This window comes from Pseudomonas paraveronii, assembly GCF_963681955.1.
In the GTDB taxonomy this organism is placed as follows: Bacteria; Pseudomonadota; Gammaproteobacteria; order Pseudomonadales; family Pseudomonadaceae; genus Aquipseudomonas; species Aquipseudomonas paraveronii.
This window is the reverse complement of sequence record NZ_OY817130.1, coordinates 3,770,572-3,795,955: the sequence shown is the minus strand read 5'-3', so window position 1 is coordinate 3,795,955 and position 25,384 is coordinate 3,770,572. Positions and strand designations below refer to the sequence as shown.

The 25,384-nt window shown below is 60.1% G+C and carries 23 protein-coding genes and 1 tRNA gene; 19 read left to right on the top strand and 5 right to left on the bottom strand.

The annotated features are described in order from the left end of the window. The gene (locus U5A08_RS17365) at positions 1-516 is read right to left on the bottom strand and encodes a DUF2062 domain-containing protein (RefSeq protein WP_253396704.1); all 516 of its coding nucleotides are present in this window, start codon (positions 514-516) and stop codon (positions 1-3) included. Between the two features lie 135 nt (positions 517-651). Here U5A08_RS17365 and U5A08_RS17360 point away from each other — a divergent pair, with 135 nt between their 5' ends. The 8 genes from U5A08_RS17360 (at position 652) to murB (ending at position 7,507) form a co-directional block, all read left to right on the top strand. Then, positions 652-2,877: a DNA internalization-related competence protein ComEC/Rec2 gene (locus U5A08_RS17360; protein WP_321847669.1), complete on the top strand. Its 2,226-nt coding sequence runs from the start codon at positions 652-654 to the stop codon at positions 2,875-2,877. Positions 2,878-2,986: 109 nt separating this feature from the next. Further along, positions 2,987-3,622, top strand: coding sequence for a flagellar polar localization protein PocA (locus tag U5A08_RS17355; RefSeq protein WP_247407985.1), 636 nt, complete (start codon positions 2,987-2,989; stop codon positions 3,620-3,622). Beyond that, on the top strand, positions 3,619-4,047 hold the full coding sequence (locus U5A08_RS17350) for a flagellar polar localization protein PocB (protein ID WP_024076131.1): 429 nt from the start codon (positions 3,619-3,621) through the stop codon (positions 4,045-4,047). Before U5A08_RS17355 ends, U5A08_RS17350 begins: the two co-directional genes overlap by 4 nt. After that, a complete protein-coding gene (gene lpxK / locus U5A08_RS17345; protein WP_253396698.1) occupies positions 4,047-5,057 on the top strand; it encodes a tetraacyldisaccharide 4'-kinase in 1,011 nt (336 codons plus the stop codon). Before U5A08_RS17350 ends, lpxK begins: the two co-directional genes overlap by 1 nt. A 23-nt stretch (positions 5,058-5,080) precedes the next feature. Continuing rightward, a complete protein-coding gene (locus tag U5A08_RS17340; protein WP_003174668.1) occupies positions 5,081-5,266 on the top strand; it encodes a Trm112 family protein in 186 nt (61 codons plus the stop codon). Next, a complete protein-coding gene (gene kdsB / locus U5A08_RS17335) occupies positions 5,263-6,027 on the top strand; it encodes a 3-deoxy-manno-octulosonate cytidylyltransferase (RefSeq protein ID WP_253396696.1) in 765 nt (254 codons plus the stop codon). Before U5A08_RS17340 ends, kdsB begins: the two co-directional genes overlap by 4 nt. Further along, positions 6,027-6,491 (top strand): low molecular weight protein-tyrosine-phosphatase, encoded by a 465-nt coding sequence (locus tag U5A08_RS17330; RefSeq protein WP_253396694.1) that lies wholly within the window; start codon positions 6,027-6,029, stop codon positions 6,489-6,491. Before kdsB ends, U5A08_RS17330 begins: the two co-directional genes overlap by 1 nt. Beyond that, complete coding sequence (gene murB, locus U5A08_RS17325) at positions 6,488-7,507, top strand: UDP-N-acetylmuramate dehydrogenase (protein WP_253396693.1); 1,020 nt, start codon at positions 6,488-6,490, stop codon at positions 7,505-7,507. Before U5A08_RS17330 ends, murB begins: the two co-directional genes overlap by 4 nt. A gap of 74 nt (positions 7,508-7,581) precedes the next feature. Here murB and U5A08_RS17320 read toward each other — a convergent pair whose 3' ends face one another. Further along, positions 7,582-8,253 carry a Bax inhibitor-1/YccA family protein gene (locus tag U5A08_RS17320; protein WP_247404731.1) on the bottom strand — a complete coding sequence of 224 codons (672 nt, stop codon included), beginning with the start codon at positions 8,251-8,253 and terminating at the stop codon, positions 7,582-7,584. A gap of 152 nt (positions 8,254-8,405) precedes the next feature. Here U5A08_RS17320 and U5A08_RS17315 point away from each other — a divergent pair. Then, a tRNA-Ser gene (locus tag U5A08_RS17315) sits at positions 8,406-8,496 on the top strand. 422 nt (positions 8,497-8,918) lie between these two features. Further along, complete coding sequence (locus U5A08_RS17310; protein ID WP_253396670.1) at positions 8,919-9,380, top strand: anti-virulence regulator CigR family protein; 462 nt, start codon at positions 8,919-8,921, stop codon at positions 9,378-9,380. Between the two features lie 917 nt (positions 9,381-10,297). Here U5A08_RS17310 and U5A08_RS17305 read toward each other — a convergent pair. Continuing rightward, positions 10,298-12,901 carry a cation-translocating P-type ATPase gene (locus U5A08_RS17305; RefSeq protein WP_321847659.1) on the bottom strand — a complete coding sequence of 868 codons (2,604 nt, stop codon included), beginning with the start codon at positions 12,899-12,901 and terminating at the stop codon, positions 10,298-10,300. A gap of 696 nt (positions 12,902-13,597) precedes the next feature. On the opposite strand from U5A08_RS17305, the gene U5A08_RS17300 reads away from it, so the two are divergent. From U5A08_RS17300 to U5A08_RS17280, 5 genes are all read left to right on the top strand, one after another. Beyond that, positions 13,598-14,923: an OprD family porin gene (locus U5A08_RS17300; RefSeq protein WP_253396665.1), complete on the top strand. Its 1,326-nt coding sequence runs from the start codon at positions 13,598-13,600 to the stop codon at positions 14,921-14,923. Between the two features lie 286 nt (positions 14,924-15,209). Then, positions 15,210-15,923: a hypothetical protein gene (locus U5A08_RS17295; RefSeq protein WP_253400405.1), complete on the top strand. Its 714-nt coding sequence runs from the start codon at positions 15,210-15,212 to the stop codon at positions 15,921-15,923. Between the two features lie 88 nt (positions 15,924-16,011). Beyond that, complete coding sequence (locus tag U5A08_RS17290) at positions 16,012-16,290, top strand: hypothetical protein (RefSeq protein WP_321847658.1); 279 nt, start codon at positions 16,012-16,014, stop codon at positions 16,288-16,290. A 111-nt stretch (positions 16,291-16,401) separates the two neighbouring features. Further along, positions 16,402-16,671: a hypothetical protein gene (locus U5A08_RS17285; protein ID WP_247397819.1), complete on the top strand. Its 270-nt coding sequence runs from the start codon at positions 16,402-16,404 to the stop codon at positions 16,669-16,671. Between the two features lie 223 nt (positions 16,672-16,894). Next, the gene (locus U5A08_RS17280) at positions 16,895-19,012 is read left to right on the top strand and encodes a TonB-dependent receptor family protein (RefSeq protein WP_321847656.1); all 2,118 of its coding nucleotides are present in this window, start codon (positions 16,895-16,897) and stop codon (positions 19,010-19,012) included. Here U5A08_RS17280 and U5A08_RS17275 read toward each other — a convergent pair. Continuing rightward, positions 18,982-19,311, bottom strand: coding sequence for a DUF7693 family protein (locus U5A08_RS17275; protein WP_321847654.1), 330 nt, complete (start codon positions 19,309-19,311; stop codon positions 18,982-18,984). The two genes, U5A08_RS17280 and U5A08_RS17275, sit on opposite strands and share 31 nt — an antisense overlap. Before the next feature lie 92 nt (positions 19,312-19,403). Further along, positions 19,404-21,221: a sigma-54-dependent Fis family transcriptional regulator gene (locus tag U5A08_RS17270; protein ID WP_321847652.1), complete on the bottom strand. Its 1,818-nt coding sequence runs from the start codon at positions 21,219-21,221 to the stop codon at positions 19,404-19,406. 287 nt (positions 21,222-21,508) lie between these two features. On the opposite strand from U5A08_RS17270, the gene U5A08_RS17265 reads away from it, so the two are divergent. The 4 genes from U5A08_RS17265 to U5A08_RS17250 are packed head-to-tail and all read left to right on the top strand — an operon-like array spanning position 21,509 to position 25,374. Further along, positions 21,509-22,603 (top strand): ABC transporter ATP-binding protein, encoded by a 1,095-nt coding sequence (locus U5A08_RS17265; protein WP_321847650.1) that lies wholly within the window; start codon positions 21,509-21,511, stop codon positions 22,601-22,603. Then, the gene (locus tag U5A08_RS17260) at positions 22,603-23,700 is read left to right on the top strand and encodes an ABC transporter ATP-binding protein (RefSeq protein ID WP_247397810.1); all 1,098 of its coding nucleotides are present in this window, start codon (positions 22,603-22,605) and stop codon (positions 23,698-23,700) included. Before U5A08_RS17265 ends, U5A08_RS17260 begins: the two co-directional genes overlap by 1 nt. Continuing rightward, entirely contained in the window at positions 23,697-24,563 is an 867-nt protein-coding gene (locus U5A08_RS17255; protein ID WP_247397808.1) for a carbohydrate ABC transporter permease, read from the top strand. Before U5A08_RS17260 ends, U5A08_RS17255 begins: the two co-directional genes overlap by 4 nt. Before the next feature lie 10 nt (positions 24,564-24,573). Continuing rightward, positions 24,574-25,374, top strand: a complete 801-nt coding sequence (locus U5A08_RS17250) for a carbohydrate ABC transporter permease (RefSeq protein WP_253396655.1) — start codon at positions 24,574-24,576, stop codon at positions 25,372-25,374. Positions 25,375-25,384: the final 10 nt, after the last annotated feature.

Genomic DNA, 25,384 nt, shown 5'->3' with positions numbered 1-25,384 from the left:
TCAAGCGCGACGCTGTTTGCGTTTTTTCCATTGGTGCGCGACCCACCAGCGCCAGTAACCCATGGTCAGGCAATAAGCCAGCGTGCCCAACACCGCACCCAGTACCACCGAGCCGAGCAGGAACGGCTGCCACAGCGTGCTCAACTGCCCGCTGATCCACTCCCAGGACAGGTCGTGAGGCAGGCTGCGCGGTGGCACATTCATCAGCCAGGCGCCAGTCATGTAGGTACACAGAAATACCACCGGCATGGTGATCGGGTTGGTCAGCCACACCAGGCTGATGGCAATCGGCATATTGCCACGCACGGTGATTGCCAGCGCTGCCGCCAATAGCATCTGCAAGGGGATCGGGATAAAGGCCGCGAACAGGCCCACCGCCATGGCGCGTGCCACCGAGTGCCGATTCAAGTGCCAGAGGTTCGGGTCATGCAACAAGGTGCCAAGAAACTGTAATGACTTGTGTTCCCTGATACTCGTGGGGTCGGGCATGTACCGTTTGAATAAGCGCCGGGGCATAAGGGGTCCAAGTCAGATCGAGGGGCAAGTATGCCCGCATTCTATAAACAGAAAATTCAGACTTTGTGACAAAACATCATAGGCGGTGCCCGGGCGGCGGCTAAGACTGAGTGGATCACTTCAAAGGAATGATCCATGAGGACAGGGATGTTCGCGCTTGCACTCGGGCTGCTTGCGCTGCGATTTCTACCCGCACTGCCGCCTACCGGGGCGCTGTTGGCCCTGGTGCAGGTGGCGTTGATGCTGCTGCCGTTTCGTACCTACCCGCTGGCGTTTTTCCTATTCGGCTTGAGCTGGGCGTGCATGAGCGCGCAGTGGGCACTGGATGATCGCTTGCGTCCGGCGCTCGACGGCCAGACACGTTGGCTGGAGGGGCGCGTGACCGGGTTGCCGCAGCGGACCGACAGCGGCGTGCGTTTCGAGCTAACCGACAGCCGGTCGCGCAAAGCCCGGCTGCCCACGCGGATTCGGCTGTCCTGGCACGGTGGGCCACCGGTACGCAGCGGTGAACGCTGGCGCCTCGCGGTGACGCTTAAACGTCCGTCGGGCCTGCTCAACTTCCATGGCGTCGACCATGAAGCCAGGCTGCTCGCCCAGCGTATTGGCGCCACCGGCTCGGTGAAGGACGGCGAACGTCTGGCGCCGGCCCGCAATGCTTGGCGCGACGGGGTCCGTCAGCGCTTGATGGCGGTGGATGCCCAAGGGCGCGAGGCCGGACTGGCGGCCCTGGTGCTGGGGGACGGATCGGGACTGGCGGCCGAGGACTGGCGTGTCTTGCAGGACACCGGCACGGTGCATTTGCTGGTCATTTCCGGCCAGCACATCGGCCTGTTGGCGGGGTTGATCTACGCGCTCGTCGCCGCTCTGGCGCGCTACGGCTGCTGGCCGCGGACCTGGCCGTGGCTGCCGTGGGCGTGTGGCCTGGCGTTTGCCGCAGCGCTGGGGTACGGCCTGCTGGCGGGATTCGGCGTGCCGGTGCAGCGCGCCTGTGTGATGGTGGGGCTGGTGTTGCTGTGGCGTTTGCGTTTCCGTCATTTGGGCATCTGGTGGCCACTGTTGCTGGCGTTTAATGGCGTGCTGATCCTTGAACCCTTGGCCAGCTTGCAGCCGGGGTTCTGGTTGTCCTTTGCGGCGGTGGCGGTGCTGGCGCTGACTTTCGGCGGGCGATTGGGGTGGTGGAGCGTCTGGCAGGCATGGACCCGTCCGCAATGGTTGATTGCCATCGGTCTTTTTCCGGTGTTGCTGGTGCTCGGTTTGCCCATCAGTCTCAGCGCGCCGCTGGCTAATCTATTTGCGGTGCCGTGGATCAGCCTGGTGGTGTTGCCCCTGGCCTTACTTGGGACTGCACTGCTGGCGCTGCCGTTTGTGGGCGAGGGCTTGTTGTGGCTGGCGGGTGGGGCGCTGGGCGGCCTGTTCAAGGCCCTGGCGCTACTGGCGGCACAATTACCTGCGTGGATACCGGCCGAGGTGCCCGTGGGGTATTGGCTGGTAAGCCTGGTCGGTGCGGTGTTGCTGCTGCTGCCCAAGGGCGTGCCGTTTCGGCTGCTGGGCTGGCCGATGCTGTTGTTGGCAGTGTTCCCGCCGCGCGAGCCGGTGCCCCACGGGCAGGTGGACGTGTTGCAGTTGGATGTCGGGCAAGGGCAGGCATTGATCCTGCGCACCCGCCATCACACCTTGCTCTACGATGCCGGCCCGCGCTCCGGGGCGGTTGATCTCGGCGCGCGGGTGGTGTTGCCGTCGCTGAAGAAGCTCGGGATAGACGCTTTGGACATGATGTTATTGAGCCATGCCGATGCCGATCATGCTGGCGGTGCGGCCGCTGTCGCCAGCGGGCTGCCGATCAAACGGGTCGTCGGTGGCGAAACCGAAGGGTTGCCGGCGTTTCTTCAGACTCAGCCTTGTATCAGCGGTGAGCAGTGGGTGTGGGATGGTGTGTCATTTGAACTTTGGCAATGGCCCGACGCCATTAGCCGCAACCCGAAGTCCTGTGTATTGCAGGTGCAGGCCAATGGCGAACGCCTGCTGCTCACTGGCGATATCGATCGCGCCGCAGAGAAGGCGTTTCTGGCCTCGGCCCTGGCGGTGCCGACCGATTGGCTGCAAGCACCTCACCACGGTAGCCGCAGCTCTTCATCCGCTCCCTTTCTGCAGCGGCTGGCGCCGAAGTCGGTGCTGATTTCCCGAGGGCGTGGCAATGCGTTCGGCCATCCTCACCCGCAGGTGGTGGAACGCTATCAAGCATTGGGTAGTCAGGTGTATGACAGCGCCGAACAGGGCGCGGTGCGTTTGCGATTAGGGGCCTTCGCACCACCGATTGTTGCGCGCAGTCAACGCCGCTTCTGGCGAGAAGCGTTACCGTAACCGGGCGTTACCAATGACCGAAGCCTGCGATAGGCGGGTCGTGGGTCGACGAGCCCCGCTGCCTGACCTATATGGTAAAGTGGCGCACTTTTTCGAGGGGACATTCACTGTGTGGGAATTGGTCAAATCCGGCGGCTGGATGATGTTGCCGATCATCTTGAGCTCCATCGCCGCACTCGGCATCGTTGCCGAACGCCTGTGGACCCTGCGCGCCAGTCGCGTCACGCCCGAGCATCTGCTGGGACAGGTCTGGGGCTGGATCAAGAACAAGCAGCTCGACAAGCAGAAACTCAAGGAACTGCGCGCCAACTCGCCCCTGGGTGAAATCCTCGCGGCCGGGTTGGCCAACTCCAAGCATGGTCGCGAGATCATGAAAGAGTGCATTGAAGAGGCCGCAGCGCGGGTCATCCATGAGCTGGAACGCTATATCAATGCCCTCGGCACCATCGCCGCCATGGCGCCGTTGCTCGGTCTGCTGGGCACCGTCCTGGGCATGATCGATATTTTCAGCTCGTTCATGGGCTCGGGCATGACCACCAATGCGGCGGTGCTGGCCGGTGGTATCTCGAAGGCCCTGATCACCACGGCGGCGGGCCTGATGGTCGGTATTCCCTCGGTGTTCTTCCACCGTTTCCTGCAACGCCGGATCGATGAACTCGTGGTCGGCATGGAGCAGGAAGCCATCAAGCTGGTGGAAGTGGTGCAGGGCGATCGTGACGTGGATCTGGTCGGGGGCAAAGCGTGAAATTTCGCCGCAAGCAACGGGAAAATGTTGATATCAACCTCGCGTCGCTGATCGACGTGGTGTTTATCCTGCTGCTGTTTTTTGTCGTGACCACCACCTTTACACGGCAGACCGAGCTGCGGGTCGATTTGCCGGAAGCGGTCAGCGGCTCGCCGGCCGAGGACCAGGAGGTCAAGCAATTGGATATCGCCATCAGTGCCGACGGCGTGTTTTCGGTGAATAACCAGTTGCTCGAGAAAAACGACCTCAACAGCCTGATGGAGGCTCTGCAGAAAGAGTCCGGTGGCGATACCAAGATGCCGCTGTCCATCAGTGCCGATGGCAAGACCCAGCACCAGGCGGTGATTACCGCGATGGACGCTGCCGGCAAGCTCGGGTTCAGCCACTTGCGCATGAGCACCGTCGAGGCGGCGAGCCAACCCTGATGGCCATGTCCGATCGTTTGCTCAAGGCCTGGTACGAGGGCCATCCGGCGCTGACGTTGTTGCGGCCGCTGGAGTCGTTGTATCGCGCGGTGGTGCAGCGCAAGCGCGCGCGTTTCCTGGCGGGCGAGGGCGAGATCTACCAATCGCCGGTGCCGGTAGTGGTGGTCGGTAATATCACCGTGGGCGGGACTGGCAAGACACCGTTGATCCTGTGGTTGATTGAGCACTGCCAACGTAGCGGTTTGCGCGTGGGCGTGGTCAGTCGCGGGTATGGCGCCAAGCCACCGCAGTTGCCGTGGCGGGTCGAGGCCGGCCACAGCGCCGAAGTGGCTGGCGATGAACCCTTGCTGATCGTGCAGCGCTGCGGCGTCCCCTTGATGATCGACCCTGACCGCAGTCGCGCGGTGAAGACGCTGCTGGCCAGCGAAACCCTGGACCTGATCCTCTCCGACGACGGCCTGCAGCATTACCGCCTGGCTCGCGACCTTGAACTGGTGCTGATCGACGCCGCCAGGGGCCTGGGCAATGGCCGCTGCCTGCCTGCCGGGCCGTTGCGCGAACCGGCGGAGCGCCTGCAGAGCGTGGATGCGCTGCTCTATAATGGCGCCGGCGCCGATCGCGAAGATGGCTTCGCCTTTTGCCTGCAGCCCACGGTGTTGGTCAACTTGCAAACCGACGAGCGTCAGCCGGTCGATTACTTCCCGGCAGGCCAGCAGGTGCATGCGGTCGCCGGGATCGGCAACCCGCAACGTTTCTTCAACACCCTTGAAACGCTACACTGGCAACCGATACCCCATGTTTTTGCCGACCATGCGCCCTACAGCGCCGAGGTCTTGAATTTCACACCATCATTGCCGCTGGTCATGACCGAGAAGGACGCGGTGAAGTGCCGCGTCTTTGCCCAGCCTGACTGGTGGTACCTTGCGGTGGATGCGGTGCCGTCGCCGGCGTTTGTCGCCTGGTTCGACACGCAACTGATGCGTCTGTTGCCCGCCCGTCTCTTGCCTTAAACGCTTCATTCCAGGAAACACTCATGGACACCAAACTGCTCGACATCCTCGCTTGCCCGATCTGCAAAGGCCCACTCAAGCTCAGCGCTGACAAGACCGAACTGATCAGCAAAGGCGCCGGCCTGGCTTACCCGATCCGTGATGGCATCCCGGTGATGCTGGAAAGCGAAGCCCGCACGCTGACCACCGACGAGCGTCTGGATAAATGACTACAGCCTTTACCGTTGTCATTCCATCGCGCTACGCCTCGACCCGCCTGCCGGGTAAACCGCTGCAACTGATCGGCAACAAGCCGATGATTCAGTTGGTATGGGAACAGGCCTGCAAAAGCAGCGCCGAGCGCGTGGTGGTGGCTACCGATGATCCACGTATTATCGACGCCTGCAAAACCTTCGGTGCCGAAGCGGTACTGACCCGCGAAGACCATAATTCCGGTACCGACCGCCTGGCCGAAGTGGCCACACAGCTTGGCCTGGCGCCTGATGCCATCGTGGTCAATGTGCAAGGTGATGAGCCGTTGATCCCGCCGAGCGTGATCGACCAGGTGGCCGCCAACCTGGCTGCCCATGGTGAAGCGCGCATGGCGACGCTGGCCGAGCCCATCGAAGATATCGACACCCTGTTCAATCCGAACGTGGTCAAGGTGGTCAGCGACATCAACGGCCTGGCGCTGACGTTCAGTCGCTCGACGTTGCCCTGGGCGCGGGATGCTTTTGCCAGGAATCCTGACCTGTTGCCAGAGGGCGTGCCGTACCGCCGTCACATCGGTATCTACGCCTACCGCGCCGGTTTCCTGCAGGACTTCGTCAGTTGGGGCCCGTGCTGGCTGGAAAACACCGAATCCCTGGAGCAACTGCGTGCCCTGTGGCACGGCGTGCGCATCCACGTCGCCGACGCTCTGGAAGCACCGCCTGCGGGTGTCGACACTCAGGAAGACCTCGACCGCGTCCGCCGTCTGCTGGGGGCCTGATGGAGGTTCTGTTTGTCTGCCTGGGCAATATCTGCCGCTCGCCAACCGCTGAAGGCGTATTGCGTCATAAATTGTCCGAAGCGGGTTTGGCCGGCCAGGTCGATGTGGCGTCTGCCGGCACGGGCGAATGGCATGTCGGCAACCCACCGGACCAGCGTAGCCAGCGTGCAGCGCGGGCGCGGGGTTATGATCTGTCGGCCCAGCGTGCGCAGCAGGTCAGCAGCGCCGACTTTGCGCGCTACGACCTGATCCTGGCGATGGACCACAGCAACCTGCGCAACCTCAAGGCCATGCAGTCGGGGCAGGGCAAGGCCGAGCTGGACCTGTTCCTGCGCCGCTACGACTCGGAAGTGGACGAGGTGCCAGATCCTTACTACGAAGGCGAACAAGGCTTTGAGCGGGTCCTGGACCTGATCGAGCGAGCCTGTGATTTATTGGTGATCGAATTGAAGGGGCGGTTATGACCTTGCAAGTACTTGCGCAGGTATCGCTCAAGCCATTCAACAGCTTCGGCATCGACGTGCGTGCCCAGCTCTTCGCCGAGGCTCATAGCGACGCGGATGTTCGCGAAGCCCTGGCCTACGCCGCCGCGCAGGCAGTACCGCTGCTGGTGATCGGTGGTGGCAGCAACCTGCTGCTGACCCGGGACATTCCAGCCCTGGTATTGCGCATGGCGACCCGGGGCATTCGTGTGCTACAGGATGATGGCAAGCACGTGCTGGTCGAGGCCGAAGCGGGCGAAGCCTGGCATCCGTTTGTACTGTGGACCCTGGAACATGGCCTCTGCGGCCTCGAAAACCTCAGCTTGATCCCCGGCACCGTGGGTGCTGCACCGATGCAAAACATCGGCGCCTACGGTGTGGAGATCAAGGATGTGTTCGCCGGCTTGACGGCCCTGGACCGCCAGACCGGCGAGTTGCGTGATTTCAACCTGGAAGAATGCAACTTCGCCTACCGGGACAGCCTGTTCAAACACGAAACCGGGCGTTGGTTGATCCTGCGAGTACGGTTTGCCTTGAGCCGCGTCAGCCACCTCAAGCTCGACTACGGCCCAGTGCAACAGCGCCTGGCCGGGCAGGGGATTACCGAAGCTACTCCGAGCGATGTCAGTCGGGCAATCTGCAGCATTCGTCGGGAAAAACTGCCGGACCCCGCAGAACTGGGCAACGCCGGCAGCTTCTTCAAAAACCCACTGGTGTCCCAGGCGTTGGCGGCTGAGCTGCAAGGCGTGTATCCGGACCTGGTGGCCTATCCCCAGGCGGACGGCCAGATGAAACTCGCCGCCGGCTGGTTGATCGACAAGGCCGGTTGGAAGGGCTTTCGCGATGGCGATGCCGGCGTGCATAAGATGCAGGCATTGGTGCTGGTCAACTACGGCGGCGCCACCGGACATGACATCGCGAACCTGGCGCTACGTATCCAGCAGGATATTGCCGAACGTTTCAAGGTCGACCTGGAGATGGAGCCCAACCAGTACTGAGCCCAGAACAAAGTCCCCTGAAACAAAAATGCCCCGTATCTCGCGATGCGGGGCATTTTTTATGCTGCTGGCAATCAGTCGTCGCGGCTCATGATGCCGAAGATCTGCAACAGGCTGATGAACAGGTTGTAGATCGACACATACAGGCTGATGGTCGCCATGATGTAGTTGCGCTCACCGCCGTGGATGATGGCGCTGGTCTGGAACAGGATGCACACGGAGGAAAACAGCACAAAGCCTGCGCTGATCGCCAACTGCAGACCGCTGATCTGGAAGAACATGCCGGCGACCACTGCCCCTAGCAACACGAAGAAACCGGCGGTGATGAAGCCACCCAGGAAGCTCATGTCCTTGCGGGTAATCAGCACATACGCCGACAAACCACCAAACACCAGGGCCGTCATGGCAAACGCCGAGCTGACCACTTCCGCGCCGCCGGCCATGCCGAGGTAGCGGTTAAGGATCGGGCCGAGGATAAACCCCATGAAACCGGTCAATGCAAACGCCGACACCAGGCCCCAGGCCGAGTCACGCAGCTTGTTGGTCAGGAAGAACAGACCGTAGAAGCCGATCAACACGACAAAGATATTCGGGTAGCCGACGCGCATCTGCTGGGCCATGAACGCCATCACGCCGCTGAATGCGAGGGTAAGGGCGAGCAAGCCATAGGTGTTGCGCAAGACGCGGCTGACTTCAAGCTGCTCAGCCTGCGCGTTACCATTCACTGCGTAATTCTGTTCGCGCATGGCGACACTCCTTCGGTTTTGAAACGTTCAGTCGCAAAGATCATAACAGACGCTCTGTAACTAGCGATGGCGAGAGTTTGACAGTGTGTTTCATTCGGGTATTATGGCGCCCGCTGAGACAGGATGGGCTGCTATAATCCTGTGATGCAAAAGGGAAATTGGCAGAGTGGTTGAATGCACCGGTCTTGAAAACCGGCGAACGTTAATAGCGTTCCCAGGGTTCGAATCCCTGGTTTCCCGCCAAGATTTACACGAAAGCCCCGCAAACGCGGGGCTTTTTTGTTTTTGGAATCCTGAAACGCTTTTAGTAAAACGCTTGACCGTTTCCGCATCATTTCAGGCGGTTTCCGCAACTCTGCCAGATTCTAGATCAACGAGTCGGCTTCACGATCTCCAGCGTATCTGTAGTCAGGCGGATTCGTAGCTTTTTGGAGGTCTTGCTGCGGCTTGCGTATTCAGGTGCGACGTTATCGACGCGAACTTCTTTCGCATTCGCCAAGCCTTCACTCATCGAGCAGTCAACGTGTAGTGGTCTCCAGGCGAACGATCTGTTCTTCGTGCGGCCGATACATTGGCGATGTCGGTGAGTGGGATGGGTATTACGGAACTAAAACCTGCAATACCGTCTACATTTCAGGGAGCATTCCCTTGGAGAGAGGACGGTCATGTTTAAATTACGCTCGCTTGTAGTTGCTGTTACCTGCCTTACTTTGGCCGTTGGCTCGGTGACTGCACTCGCAGACCCTGGCAATGGGAAAGGTCAAGGCAATGGAAAAGGCAACTCACAAGGCGGCCAAGGTCATGGGAACCAGGGTAATAAGGGCAAAGGTTCCAGCGGAGACGATTGGGCTCGCGGGCCAAGCATTGACCGCGGCAGCGTATTGGGAGTGCTCGGTGGCTATCGTGACTACTGGAGCCCAGGTCCTTCACTGCCACCCGGAATACAAAAGAACCTAGCCAGAGGGAAGCCTCTTCCTCCAGGCATCGCCAAGAAACTTGATGGTCGATTGTTGGGCAGACTTCCACATTACGACGGCTACGAATGGCAGCAGGCAGGCACGGACTTGATACTGGTCGCAATTGCTTCCGGCATAATCTACGAAGTCCTCAACGGCGCCTTCGATTAAGGCGATAACGCTTCGACGATCTATGCCAAACGCCCGCCGCCACGCGGGCGTTTTTGTATCCGCGCTAAACGCGACCATGAGCAATCGCAAGGTCGGCTGTCTCAGGGGCTGATCGTAGGCTTGCTTCACGGCTACGCCGATGCACAAACACACCAAATCCATGACAACCAAACAATCCGGCGGGTGCAATCGAACGTGTCTATCGGGAAAGATCAAGGCACATCACAACCATTCCGATTTCGGCTATGTCGGTACTGAAAGGGATTTCGCCCAGCGCCCTGAACAATTTAGGGCCAAAGGAAAAATGCCCAGAAGAGTTGGGTGTCAGCCTGCGCCAAAAAAGCAAAGCCCCGGAGGTTCGCGGCTCCAGGGCTTCTATTTACGCCTCCATCCCTAAACGGCTGGCGAACGTGGTCGCAGATTATCAGCGGCCCCCGGATGTTTCACTACGACTATTGGCGATAGTGTTCGATCGGCAGCACGCGGGGGAGGGCGGAATGATTTCTGCAACCTTATGCGCCCCATGATCGGCGCGGGCTCCAACGCATTCAAAAGTGCCTTGGTGCGGTAATTATTAGAATCTAACGTATTGTTTTAAAAAGTTACTTTGGATTCCTGGAAGCTAGTGAACGTTACTGGCGATTCCAGGGTTCGAATCCTGACGTACACCTTTTATGAAGGCGTTGACCCGAGTAAGAGGTTCGCCAACGTGACGAGTCCACTTGCCGCGTTACCCGATAATGTTAGAGGGGCAGAGATTACTCTCACGGGCGAAGGGCGCGATGCTGCGCTGCTGATCCGGTTTGCTTTTCCAACGCTGGGAGCCAATCTAAGCGATTAACTGCTGAACAGACCTCGCCTGGGTTGCGACATGTGCAGCCCCTGGCGAACGCGGGGATCAGCACTAAAGGCTTCGCTCAGTCGCTGTGCTCGCTCCTCATTCGTATTAGCCATTTCACGACTTCGAACCACATTACGCTCAGCGCGACGATGCCAAATGCGAAAAGTAGCAGTACTGGCGCGGGTGTCACGAATGAGAACAGTTGGGTAACCGGCGGAAAAAACAGCGCTACCGCCAACATGGCCAGCGTTGCGAAAGCGATCCAACTGAGCTGGGTGCCAAACACGCCAGGCCCCACCCAGCGCGTGCGGCCCCATGACTTATTGGTATGGATCAGGGCGAGGTTGGCCAGCGCCAGGACGACGAAGGTCAGTGTTCTCGCAAGCTCATCTCGCTCAGACGCAACCGGCGCAAAGAACCTCATACCCGCATACGTCGCGAGAAGCAGTATCAGTAAGCCAATGCCCTGGCAGAGGCCGCGTATCATCACTGCGCTGTCGAACAACCGTTGCTCCTTTCGACGTGGAGGAGCCTTCATCGCATCCGGCTCAAGCGGTTCGGCCTCGAACACGACCGAGCAGGCGGGGTCGATGATCAGTTGCAAGAACAAAATGTGCGCCGGCATCAGCACCATCGGCCAGCCGAAAAGCACTGGAAGCATCGATAGGCCGACGATCGGCACGTGTACGGCCACCACAAACACAATCGCCTTGCGCAAGTTGGCGAAAATGCGGCGGCCATAGCGCACGGCGGTCACCAACGACTCGAAATCATCATTGAGCAAAACCAGCGCGGCCGCCTCGCGTGCGACCTCGGTGCCACGCGCACCCATGGCAACGCCAATATCGGCTGCCTTCAGCGCAGGCGCGTCGTTGACACCGTCGCCGGTCATGGCGACGACATCACCCTGTGCACGGAACGCGCGTACCAGGCGCAGTTTCTGCTCTGGCTGAACACGGCAGAAGATCTGCGTCGTGATCAGTCGTGCGGCCAGTTCAGAATCGTTCAGTGTGGACAGTTCGGTTCCCGTGATCACCGGCGCATCGGTGCCCAGCCCGGCCTGCCTGGCGACCGACATCGCTGTGGCCGGGTGGTCGCCCGTCATCATCACCACACGGATGCCTGCGGCTCGGCATTCGGCAATAGCCTGCGGCACATCTGGACGAATCGGATCTTCGAGCCCGACCAATCCTAGAAACCTGAAGTCGAAGTCGTGCTGTAAACCGGGCAATACCTCGGCGGCGAAGGTCGCCTGTGCGACGCCGAGAACGCGAAGCCCGTCTGCCGCCATCGCCAGCACCTGAGCCGCAATGCGCGCGCTGCGAACGGGATCCATATGGCACAAATCGACGATTGCCTCGGGCGCTCCCTTTGCAGCAATGAGTCGCTCTCGTTGATTCGGCGATTGCCAGACCCGCGACATTGCCAGCATCTGGGGTGACAAGGGATAGTCGTCGATCAGCGTCCAGTCGGCGTGAAGGTGCTCGGTGAGCGCCAGCAGGTTCTGCCCGGTCTCGCCGATGGCCGACTCCATCGGGTCGAAAGCATGGCGGTGGCTGGCGAGAACCGCGTACTCAAGCACACCATGGAGTGCCTCCTGCAAAGGCGTGCCGCCGTCAGTACCATCTCTGGCGACTTCATACTCAGCCTCCTCGGACCAAAGGCGCCTGACCGTCATTCTGTTAGCCGTCAGCGTACCGGTCTTGTCGACGCATAAGACGGTGGTCGCACCGAGCAATTCGACGGCAGGGATGCTACGCGCTAACACCTTCTCACGGGCGAGTCGCCAGGCGCCGAGGCCTAGAAAGAGCGTCAGTACAACCGGCAACTCCTCCGGTAGGATTGCCATCGCCAGCGTCAGGCCCGCCAGCATCCCATGCAGCCAGTCACCGCGCAGCAGCCCGAAAGCGATAGCGAGCGCCGCCGCCAGCGCCAGGCCTATGACAGCGACCCGCTTGACCACACGACGCGTTTGCTGTTGTGTCGGGGTGGGTTCCACCTCGATGTCTGCCAGTGACTGGCCAATCCGGCCCAGCGCACTGCGCTCGCCTGTGGCGGTGACACGTCCCTGGGCGGTACCGCACGTGACCAATGTGCCTGAAAATGCCTGCGCAAGGGTCGCATCCATTGGCGGCGGCGCTGGATCACCAAGTGTATGAAACTGCGGCGCGACCAGCTTGCTGACTGGCATGGATTCTCCGGTCAGCAAGGACTCATCAATTGATAGGTTGGCGCATGTTGTCAGTTGCAGGTCAGCGGGTACGCGATCGCCTTCAGCCAGCATTACAACATCGCCAACGACCAGGTCCCGCGAGGGAACGCTGCACTCTTTACCTTCCCTTAGCACTTTAGCCCTTGGGCTGGAGAGGTCCCGCAACGCATTCAGGGAGCGTTCACTGCGCCGCTGTTGGACAAAGCTGATGCTCATCACGACGAAGACAAAGCCCAGCAACATCAGGGCTTCCTGGACATCGCCCAGCACCATGTACAAAGCGCCGCACGCGACCAGCAGGAGAAACATCGGCTCGAAGGCCACGTCACACATCAGGCGCAAGGCGCTGCGTCGGCGGGAGGCGGGGAGTTCGTTCGGCCCGTCCTGCGCCAGACGTTGCTGCACCTGCGCCTCGCACAAACCCTCAAGCGGCGTCTGCGAACCTGAATGAGGTAGCTCAGCGTTCACAGCGCGGCCGTTATGAGTGGGTGATCGTGACTCGAATCAAGGGGGGGCAATGGGGCAATGTGTGTCATCAGGTTCTGTACCCCCATGGCGCTGCGATACCTGCAGGCTGGCTCTATAGCGATGTGATGTCCTGCCTCGAGGCTTGTAGTCGTATCGACCTCGAGGCATGCGTCTAAGACCATCATGTAATCCGTCCTACAGGTACGCTAGCACAACGTTGCTTCAGGCTACCTCGTAAATATTGCGGTATTCGCCGCTCTCGATAAGGGAGCCCCAAGAACGCCTGAATCAGTTTGGCCCTTTGCGGATATCCAGGCTCAGAGCGTGCCGTTTTCATCGTGCAGTTGGGATTTTAGATGTATGCGAAACATCGATGTCCAGCTCATTTCACGCGTCCGGCTTTCTTGTATAAACCGGAATTGTTACAGAAATGGAAAATTACTTTCACGGGAAACGAGGTCATTCCATCGGCGGGAAAGTGTTATAAGTTTTTCACCTTAGGCTCTGCCCTGTACTAAAAATAAACCGTTATAAAACGGTACCTTGCGCTGCGCAGTCAATGCGTTGCGACTTAGAAACCTTCTCATCTGCCATCGACTTATGACTCTTCGCTTTTGACGGCCTGACTTCAGGGGAGATCCTGCTGACTGTGCATCGAGAGACGAGGCAGCTCTATTAAAAACAGGGGAACGAACAATGTCTTTTAAGTGGAATTTGGTGGCGCTGACGGTCTCGCTGGGTGCTAGTCAACTAGCCTCAGCCGCGGGTGTGGAGGACCAAGCGACTGCCAAGGGGTTTGTTGAAGGCAGTAGTTTGAACCTTCTACTTCGCAACTTTTATTTTGATCGTGACGGTAAGAATTCGGCGGGCGACAAACAGGACTGGTTGCAGGTGATGCAAGGCAACTTCACCTCCGGCTTCACCCAAGGCACCGTCGGCTTTGGTGTGGATGCTTACGGATACTGGGGCGTGAAGCTGGATGGTGGCAAAGGCAATGCAGGCTCTGGCAACTTGCCGGTCGACAGCAACGGCCGGCCGGAGAATGATTTCAGCAGCGCAGGTGCGTCGATCAAGGCCCGCTTTTCCAAGACTGAACTGCATTATGGCAACTTGCAGCCCAACAACCCGGTCCTGGCCACGGCGGGTACTCGCGCCACGCCTCAAACAGCGACTGGCTTCAACTTGTTGAGCAGCGAAATTGAAGGGTTGAACCTCGACGCCGGACACTTCACCAGTAGTAACGGTCCGACCACAACCAACAATAGCCACGAATTGTATGCCGGTTATGCAAACGTGTCGGCCAAGAGCATTGACTACCTCGGCGGTAAATATACGCTGACCGATAACCTGTCCATGAGCGTGTTTGCGTCGGACCTCAAAGACGTCTGGCATCAATACTATGGTAATGCCAACTACACGATCCCGTTCACTGCCGATCAGTCACTGAACCTGGACTTCAATATCTACCGCACCCTCGATTCCGGCCAGGCCAAAGCCGGTGCCATCGACAACACCACTTGGTCGTTGGCCGCGGCGTACTCTTTCCTGAGTGCTCACACTGTCACACTGGCGTTCCAAAAAGTTCACGGCGACACCCCGTTTGACTATGTGGCCGTGGGTAATAACAAGTCGGGTGATTTGGCCGACTCCATCTTCCTGGCCAATTCGGTTCAATACTCTGACTTTAACGGCCCAGGCGAAAGGTCCTGGCAGGCCCGTTACGACCTGAACATGGCGGCTTACGGTGTGCCGGGGCTGAGCTTTATGACGCGCTACCTGAACGGTGACAATATCGACGGCACGCACATGCCGGTCGGCAGTGCCTACCAAGCCTATGGTTATGGCGCTGACGGTAAGCACCACGAAACCAACTTTGAAGCCAAGTACGTGGTGCAGACCGGCCCAGTCAAAGACTTGTCGATGCGAGTGCGTCAAGCCTGGCACCGCGGTAACGCCGATCAGGCGGAAGGGGATTACAACGAAACCCGTCTGATCGTGGATTACCCAATCTCGATTTTCTAATTGGACGACTATCGGCCAAGCCCGAAGGACACAATGCTATGACGGCCAGTTTCAGCCCTGCTGAAGCTGGCCGTTTTGTTTGCATAAAGCGGTGTTCTGCCGTTGAGTCGTGTCGGGTGTGAATGGGGGGGCGTGCTTATCAGTATATTTATAAGGTGCCCAATCCTGCACTTTTTCGGATTTTTCGGATCTATCTCTGACCCAGCCACACCCATACTGCGTGTGGACATAAGAACCAGACCTGGTGCAGATGAATCATACGTTCCCGCCTTTTATCCCCCGATTGATGAGCGGTCCGCTTTGGCTGGTTGTCGTGTTCATGCTCTGCACCACCGCTTGCAGCCAGCAACAGGGGCGGGATATCGCCAGGCAGCTCAGCGATGGCAAACCTGATGAGTTCTTCCAGACCAGTGTCGATCGCATGGCCACCCTGGGCATGCGCGATAACCTGCAAAGCCTGTATCTGCTGATGAATAAGCTGTACCTGCGTAACCCCAACCAGTGGCGCCAGTCGGGTTATCCGGACGCGGTGAGTGCGTCGCGGGAAATCCGTCAAGCCATCGAGAACCGCCAACCGCTGCCTGCCCTGGGGGATCGACGTGATCTGGCGGCCCTGAGCTATTCCTTGAGCCCTGAGTTTCGTGGCGATCGGGTCGGAGCGTTTATCTATGCGATTGGCAGCATGCTGGTGACCGCGCATGGCGGGCGCACCCAGTTCTATATCTCTGACTCGATCAACCCGCAATTCGTCAGCAACGCAGCGCGCAATATCGAAAAGGCCACCTGGCTGCTCAGTCAGCGTCAGGACGCCAGCGGCGTGCTGCTGCTGTTTTCCAACGAGATCTCGGAAGAGGGCAGTAACCTCAGTTTCGCCGTCGAGTTCGGCAAGATCGTCGCGCGTCTCGACCTGCTGACCCGGATGCTCGATGAGCGCTACCGACGTATGGGCGTCAATTATGCGCAAAGCCTGTTGCTGATGAATTTCCTGCCGGTGCAGTGAGCGTTGACGTTGCCCGGTTTGAATCCCCAGGCCCGCGTGGATCGCTGGTTGCATCACCGCCAGATTTCTTCGGGTGTCAGGGGTAACCATGCAGATCAACAGCGAGCGTGCCGCCGCAGCATGCGGTTTGGTGGCGATTCTCCTGTGGAGCACTGCCGCTGGATTGATCCGCAGCGTCAGTGAACGCTTCGGCCCGTTGGGCGGCGCCGCGTTGATCTACACATCGGGGGCGGTGTTGTCCTCGGCATTCGCCGCGCTGTGGTTGGGGGCTCACCTCACCGCGCAATTCTGGCAAGGCGCCGTGCTGGTGACGGCCAGCTCGCTGATGTGCTGGCAAGCCACTCGGCAGCGTCGACAGGACGGTTGAGTGCGGAGTTTCCGTTTCCTCTGTAGGAAGTGCCCTATCTTGCACTGCACTGCTTGAAACACCCACCCGTCGGCAATAGCCTCGGACTTTTCTTAAATATGAGGCCCTACCTTGGGTAAGCGAAAAACGGTTTGGCCCACGGATCGCGAAATTCGTCTGCGATTTATCCTGTTTGCGGTGATTGACGCCGCAAGTGTTCAAGGTGTCTCTGCCGACCTGTTGTTACAGGCGCACAAACTGCTGCAGGAGTCGCCGACCGAAGCCCAGTTTCGCGACGCCCTCAGCGCTATTCTGGCCACCGATGAAATGTACGGCTTCCGGTTCCCGGCGGGCTCGGAGGCGGATGATTTCATGCGGGCGTTGGAGCCCGCCGCTGACTAGGGAACCGTCGGGGCTTCTTTTGCAATGATTGGAGCGCTTATTTCCTTTCGGCTGGTCGCGACTCCCCAATCCCATTGCGTTTAAAAACAGGCAGGGTCCGATGCTGTTGTAGGAAGGCTCCGGTTCGTTAATAAAGCGTGACCTGGCGAGCATCCCTGTCTTCCCATCACAGTTCGCGTGCCAGGCCTGGCCTTCACGCCCCCGCATTCCAAGGACCCGCCCCATGCTGCTGCGCCAACCTCCGCTGCTTTTTGCCGCCCTGACCCTCAGCTCCCTTGTGCAGGCCGAAGACCTGCAATTGGCGCCGATCGAAGTCACCACCCGCGAAGCCAGCGCGGGTGAAGTGGCGCAGGCGCAGCTCAAGAGCGTGCCCGGCGGTACCAATTACATCGACATGGGCAGCGTGCAACAGGGGCGGGTGAGCACCAACGAGGACGTGTTCAAGTACCAGGCCGGGGTGTACGCCAAGGCGGCGAATAACGAAGGGGTAAAGCTCTCGATTCGTGGCTCGGGCCTGAATCGCAGCCCCGGCGCCCATGCTTCCGGGTTGTACGAGATGCTCGACGGCTTGCCGCTGACAGGCCCCGGCGGTACGCCTTATGAACTCAAGGACCCCTTGTGGCAAAGCCGCGTCGAGGTGCTGCGCGGCGCCAACGGTTTTGACCAGGGCGCGCTGGCCCTGGGTGGGGCGGTCAATTACGTGACCCACACCGGCTACGACGCGCCCAAGTTGCAAGTGCGCTATGAAGCGGGCAGCCGTGGCTATGCCCAGCGCGAGATCAGTTCGGGCCAGGTGCTGGGGGATGCCGACTATTACATCAGCCTCACCGATTCCGAATCCGATGGCTATCAGCAGCAGAGCGCCGGCACGGGCAAGGGTGTCGCGGCCAACTTCGGCTACCGCTTCAACCCCGCGCTGGAGACGCGCTTCTACTTGCGCTACCGCGAAACCACCAACGATACGCCGGGCAAGCTCACGCGCTACCAGATCAGCCACGATCCGCGTGCCGCCAATAGCCTCAACGCCGCCCGCGACTCAAAACGCCTGCAACCGGGCTCCACCTGGATCGCCAACAAGACCACGTTGCAGCTCGACGACAACTCCCGGATCGAAGTCGGCCTGGCCTATCACGACTACCCGATGGACCTGCGCGAAGGCACCAATCGCCTGAAAGTCGCCTACACCGACATCAGCGGCACGCTGAACTACATTCGCCAGGACACGCTGTTCGGCCACGACAGCAAAACCACGATCGGCCTACGCACCACCCAGGCGATGCCGAACAACGGCGCGTCGGAATACGTGCGTATTCCTGTCGGCAATACCGCAGGCTACGCCCCTGGCACCAAGACCCGCGACTACAGCTACCTGGGTTCCGACACCGTGCTGCACATCGGCAACGACCTGGAACTGGTCCCGGACCTGTGGCTGACCACCGGCCTGGCCGCGATCTACACCCGCCGCGAAACCCAGGTGACCTATCCCGACGGCCAGGCGCCGCTCAGTCAACATGACTGGGACTACGCGCCGCGCATCGGCCTGCGCTATGACTTCACCCCGCAATTGCAGGTGTACGGCAACCTGAGCCGCTCGGTCGAGCCGCCGCATGCCTGGTCGATGATCTGGGGCTCCAACAAATACTTCGGGCCAGGCAGCGGCCCGGCGAGCGGCCTGCAACGCGAAGGCGTGAGCTTGAAAAACCAGACCGCCACCACGCTGGAAGTCGGTGGCCGGGGTGATGCGTGGTTCGGCCAATGGGACCTGGCACTGTACCGCTCGGAAGTGCGCCACGAGTTGCTCACCGTTGAAACCCAGGCCCAGACCCTCACCAGCAACGCGATCCTCGCCGAATCCAACGCCAGCCCCACGGTTCACCAAGGCGTCGAACTGAGCCTGCTCAGCCCGCTGTGGGACGGTGGCCGCAGCGGTAAGCTCGCCCTGCGCCAGGCCTACACCTTCAGCGACTTCCACTACCGCGACGATGACCGCTTTGGCGACAACACCTTGCCGGGCATTCCCAAGCACTACTACCAGGCGCAACTGCGCTACAGCCATCCGACCGGTTTCTACACCAGCCTCAATACCGAGCATTCCTCGCGGGTGGCGGTGGATTACGCCAATTCCTACTACGCGTCTGCCTATACCTTACTCGGCGCGACCTTCGGCTATGACGCCCCGCAGCAGGACTGGCAAGCCTGGGTCGACCTGCGCAACCTGACCAACCGCCGCTACGCCAACACCGTCACCCCGGGTTATGACGACAAGGGCCTGGACGCCGCCCGCTCCACGCCTGGGGATGGTCGGGGCATCTACACCGGCGTGTCGTGGAGCTGGCGTTGAGACGCTGACAACAGGCGTTCGACTTGCGCCTGCTCCCACGTACTCATCAGCGCCACCGGATTGGTGCCATAGCGTTGCCAGCTGTCCAATGATCCATTTCGCCCGTCGGGTGAGCGGCAGTGCTGGCAGCCCACCAGTAACGCGCCGTGGGTCAGCAACACTACCTGCCAACCGTCGATTTCCACGTTCACGGTGTCATCCGTTGCCGCACAGGCGCTGATGACCCGCGTTTCCAGGGCCATATCCTTGAGCACTTGATAAGCCTCCCGTGCAGAAACGGTGGCGGCGGTTGCGGTCATCGGCGGTGTCCTCGTGATGGAGCGGCGCAGTGTCGCGTGTGGGCGGGGCGGTTTCAAGCCTGAGAGGGCAGCGTTCGCTTGCTACCCGGGTTTCAGTCGTTGCCTTGGCGCAGGCGCTTGTACAAGGTGTTGCGGCTCACTCCGAGTTCCCGCGCAAGGTGGGAAATATTCCCGCCCGCCGCTTTCAAGCGTAGCGTCAGATCGACGCTGTCATCCAGAGACTCGCTGGCGGGCAGCGGCGCCGTCACGTTCAGATCCACGAAGAAATCATCCGGCAGATGCTCCGCACGGATCGCCTGCTCCTCGGCCATGGCCAACGCCACCTGCAACACACTGCTGACCTGGCGCAAATTGCCCGGCCACGGGTGCTGCTCGAACAGCGCCAGCACCTCGGCGCTCAGCCCGGCCCATTGGGTCGGTTCGCGGTGTTGCTGCCACAGGTGTTGGAATAACGCCTGCTTGTCAGTGCGCTCGCGCAGTGGCGGCAACTCCAGGGCCAATCCGCCAATGCGGTAGTACAAATCCTCACGAAAGCGCCCGGCCTGCACCTGCTCGCGTAGCACATGGTTGGTGGCGGAGATGATGCGCAAATCCACCGGGAACAGCTCGCTGCTGCCCACCGGTTGCACGCAGCGCTCCTGCAAGACCCGCAGCAAGCGGGCCTGGGTCGGCAGTGGCATATCGCCGATCTCGTCGAGAAACAGTGTGCCCTTGTCGGCCTTGCGGATCAGGCCGATGCTGCCTTTTTGATTAGCACCGGTAAACGCGCCTTTTTCGTAGCCGAACAGTTCCGATTCCACCAGTTCAGCAGGAATCGCCGCACAGTTCACCGCGATAAACGCCTGTTGGCTGCGGGAACTGGCCTGGTGCAGGGCTTTGACGAACACCTCTTTACCCACGCCGGTTTCACCGTGAATCAGCAGCGGAATGTCTTTTTCCAGCAGGCGTTCGGCCTGGCGCACGGCCTTTTCTACACGCACGTCGCCGAAATGCAGGGTGTTGAGGCTGATCGATGCGGCTTTCGGCGGCGCCGGTTGGCTGAAAATACGCGCGTGTACCGGCGTCTGCTTGGGCCGCTTCAATAAACACTGGAAGCGATTGCGGCCTGCCGCCTGCAAGGAAAACGGCAAACCCTGCGGCTGATTCAGTAACTCCAGCATCGACACCTTGAACAAGCGGTCGATCATCACCCGCGACAGGCTGATGCCCAGCAAATTGTCGGCGCGGCGATTGGCCGACAACACCTGGCCGCTTTCATCAAAGATCAGCAGGCCCGCCCATTGACTGTCGAGGTTGTTCAGCCCGGTGTTGAAGGTCAGCTGGAAATGCTCGCCGCGAAACAGGTTGAGGATCAGCCGGTTTTCCACGGTCTGGCTCATCATCTTGACCATGCCCAGGGTGTGGGAGGGCGGCAAGTAGCTGTCGCTGGACACGTCCAGCACCGCGATGATTTCGCGCTGGGCGTCGAAGATCGGCGCCGCCGAGCCGGTCATGAAGCGGTTGGCCTTGAGGAAGTGTTCATCGTGTTCGATATGCACCGCCTGGGCGCAGGCCAGCGCGGTGCCGATGGCATTGGTGCCACTGGAGCGCTCCATCCAACTGGCGCCGGCGCTGAAACCGCGGGCCAACTTGGGTTCGATGAAGCGTTGGGTGCCCCACGACGTCAACACCTGGCCCTGGTTGTCGGCCAGCATGATCAGGCAGTTGGAGTTGCTCAGGATGTTCTCGTAGTAAGGCAATACTTCCTGATGGGTGGTCTGCACCAGGGAATGCTGGCTCTCCAGCAATTGGCTGATGCCCTCGGCGGGCAGTTGGTCAAAGCTGGGTGGGCTCAGATGGTCCAGGCCGAATGCGCGGCAGCGGCGCCAGGAGTCCTGGATGAGGGTGTCGTGAGTCAGCGGTTCGGCCATGGTGACCTTCTTTTTATTGTTTTGGGGTCTTGCACAATCTAACGGATGTAACCAGGTCAATGTGGGAGGGGCGCTGTTCAATAAATCGGGTTCAAACAGTGTTGTTCAGAACTGTTCATTGTCAACCCGGCGAGTGTTCAGTTGTTCAGTCAGTATTGTTCATTTTTGTTCACTCCCGAACATCGTTTTCAGGGCATTTGCTTGTGGATCAAGCACCTGCTGCGGTTGGCATGAAACTCGCTGTGACGACTGGCCAGATTCATTCCAATAATAAAAAAGGGCGTGTCATGTCATTGACCCTGGAACATGTCTCCCGCGTCATCGAAGGCCAGACCTGGATCGACGATGCCAACCTGCGTTTCGAGGCCGGCTCTTTCAACGTGCTGCTCGGTCGCACCCTGTCCGGCAAGACCAGCCTGATGCGCCTGATGGCCGGCCTGGACAAGCCCGACAGCGGCCGCATCCTGATGAACGGCGTGGATGTCACCCATAAACCGGTGCGCCTGCGCAACGTGTCGATGGTGTATCAACAGTTCATCAACTACCCGACCATGACCGTGTTCGAGAACATCGCCTCGCCGTTGCGCCAGGCCGGTGTGTCCAACGAGCTGATCCAGAGCAAGGTGCTGGAAACCGCGCAGATGCTGCGCATCGAGAAATTCCTCAAGCGTCACCCGCTGGAGCTGTCCGGCGGCCAGCAGCAACGCACAGCGATGGCCCGCGCGTTGGTGAAGGATGCCGAACTGATCCTGTTCGATGAGCCGTTGGTGAACCTGGACTACAAACTGCGCGAAGAACTGCGTCAGGAAATGCGCGAGCTGTTCAAGGCCCGCCACACCATTGCCATCTACGCTACCACCGAGCCCAACGAAGCGCTGGCGCTCGGCGGCACCACCACCATCCTCCACGAAGGCCGGGTGATCCAGAGCGGCAAGGCGGCCGAGGTCTACCACCAGCCGCAAACCGTATTGGCCGCCGAGTTGTTTTCCGAACCGCCGATCAACCTGATGCCGGGACGCATCAGCGGCAACGAAGTGAGCTTCGCCAATTTCATACACTTCCCGCTCAACGTCGACCTGCGCCCCATCGGCGAGGGCGAGTTCCGCTTTGGTGTGCGCCCCATCCATATCAGCCTGGTGCCCAGCAACGACGACGACCTCGAACTGGCGGTGACCGTGGAAGTCGCCGAGATCAGCGGCTCGGAAACCTTCCTGCATGTACGCAGCGAGCATTTCCTGCTGGTGCTGCACTTGCCGGGGGTGCATGAGTACGACGTCGACGCGCCGATCCGCGTGTACATCCCCACCCATAAACTGTTTGTGTTCGACAGCCAGGGCCGCTTGGTCCAGGCGCCCGGACGCCGTGTCGCGAGGGTTGCCTGATGGCCGAGATCCATTTGCAAAACCTGGCGCACAGCTACAGCCCTACGCCGACAGGTCCCGAGGACTACGCCATTCGGGAAATGAACCACGTATGGGAGCAGGGCGGCGCCTACGCCTTGCTCGGGCCTTCGGGCTGCGGCAAATCAACCCTGCTCAATATCATCTCCGGTCTGCTCAGCCCGTCCGAAGGGCAAGTGCTGTTCGACCATAAAGTGGTCAACGAGCTGACCCCGGAGAAACGCAACATCGCCCAGGTGTTTCAGTTCCCGGTGGTGTACGACACCATGACGGTGTTCGACAACCTGGCTTTCCCGTTGCGTAACCAGGGCATGGCTGAGGCGAAAATTCACAGCAAGGTGCAGGAAATCGCCGAAGTCCTCGACCTGCAAAGCCTGCTGGGCAAAAAGGCGCGCAACCTCACTGCCGACGAAAAACAGAAAGTCTCCATGGGTCGTGGTCTGGTGCGCGACGATGTCTCGGCGATCCTGTTCGATGAACCGCTGACGGTGATCGACCCGCACCTCAAATGGAAACTGCGGCGCAAGCTCAAGCAGATCCACGAGCAGTTCAATATCACCATGGTCTACGTGACCCACGATCAACTGGAAGCCTCGACCTTTGCCGACAAGATCGCGGTGATGTACGGCGGGCAGATCGTGCAGTTCGGCACGCCACGCGAGTTGTTCGAGCGGCCGAGCCATACGTTTGTCGGCTATTTCATCGGCAGCCCAGGGATGAATCTGATTGAAGTGCAGGCCGAGGCGGGCGGCGTGCGCTTTGCCGGCACCCATCTGCCCTTGTCCGCCGCGTTGCAGCAACGCATTACCGACACGCACTACACGACGTTGCAGGTGGGCATCCGCCCGGAATTCATTCACGTGTGGGATGAGCCAAATCCCGACGCCCTCCAGGCCGACGTCGTTCATGTGGAGGACCTCGGCACCTACAAGATCCTGACCCTCAACCTCGACGGCGCACCGCTGAAAGTACGCCTGGCCGAAGACAAACCGGTACCCGAGGGCCGCGCCTCCATCAGCTTCCCCACGCAGTGGTTGATGCTCTACGCCGACGATTACCTGTTGGAGGTGCTGCCATGAACAAGGTGCAGAACAATAAAGCCTGGTGGCTGGTGTTGCCGGTGTTCCTGTTGGTGGCATTCAGTGCGGTGATCCCGATGATGACGGTGGTCAACTACTCGGTGCAGGACATTTTCGACCAGTCCAGTCGCTATTTCGTCGGCGCCGACTGGTACAAGCAGGTGCTGCTCGACCCGCGTCTGCACGACTCGTTGCTGCGCCAGTTCATATACTCGGCGTGCGTGCTGCTGATCGAAATCCCGCTGGGCATCGCCATCGCGCTGACCATGCCGACCAAGGGCCGTTGGTCATCGCTGGTGCTGATCATCCTCGCCATTCCGCTGCTGATTCCGTGGAACGTGGTGGGCACCATCTGGCAGATCTTCGGCCGCGCCGATATCGGCCTGCTCGGTTCCACCCTCAATGCCATGGGCATCAGCTACAACTATGCGGCCAACACCATGGACGCCTGGGTCACGGTGCTGGTGATGGACGTCTGGCACTGGACGTCCCTGGTGGCGCTGCTGTGCTTCTCGGGGCTGCGCGCCATTCCGGACGTGTACTACCAGGCAGCGCGTATTGATCGGGCGTCGGCGTGGGCGGTTTTCCGACACATCCAGTTGCCGAAGCTGAAAAGCGTGCTGCTGATCGCGGTGATGCTGCGCTTCATGGACAGTTTCATGATCTACACCGAGCCCTTCGTACTGACCGGCGGCGGGCCGGGTAACGCCACCACGTTCCTCAGTCAGACGCTGACCCAGATGGCTGTCGGCCAATTCGACCTGGGCCCGGCCGCAGCGTTTTCCCTGGTGTACTTCCTGATCATCCTGTTGGTGTCCTGGCTGTTCTACACCGCCATGACCCATTCCGACGCCAACCGCTGAGGCCGCCAACATGAGCAAGCGCAAACTCATACCGCTGCTGATCTACATGCTGTTCCTGCTGGTGCCGATCTACTGGCTGCTGAACATGTCCTTCAAAAGCAACACCGAAATCCTCGGCGGGCTCACGCTGTTTCCGCAGGATTTTACCCTGGCCAACTACAAGGTGATCTTCACCGACCCGAGTTGGTACACCGGTTATCTGAACTCGCTGTACTACGTGAGCCTGAACACGCTGATCTCCCTGAGCGTGGCGCTGCCGGCGGCCTATGCGTTCTCGCGCTATCGCTTCCTGGGCGACAAGCACCTGTTCTTCTGGCTGCTGACCAACCGCATGGCGCCGCCGGCGGTGTTTCTGCTGCCGTTTTTCCAGCTGTATTCGTCCATCGGCCTATTCGACACGCATATCGCGGTGGCCTTGGCGCATTGCCTGTTCAACGTGCCATTGGCGGTGTGGATTCTCGAAGGCTTCATGTCTGGCGTGCCCAAGGAAATCGACGAAACGGCCTACATCGACGGCTACTCCTTTCCCAAGTTCTTTGTGAAGATTTTTATCCCATTGATTGGCTCTGGCATCGGCGTGACGGCGTTTTTCTGCTTCATGTTTTCCTGGGTCGAACTGCTGCTGGCGCGCACGCTGACCTCGGTCAACGCCAAGCCCATCGCGGCGGTGATGACCCGTACCGTCTCGGCGTCGGGGATCGATTGGGGCGTGCTGGCAGCGGCGGGGGTGTTGACCATCCTGCCCGGCATGCTGGTGATCTGGTTTGTACGCAACCACGTGGCCAAGGGCTTTGCCCTGGGCCGGGTCTGAGGAATCGATG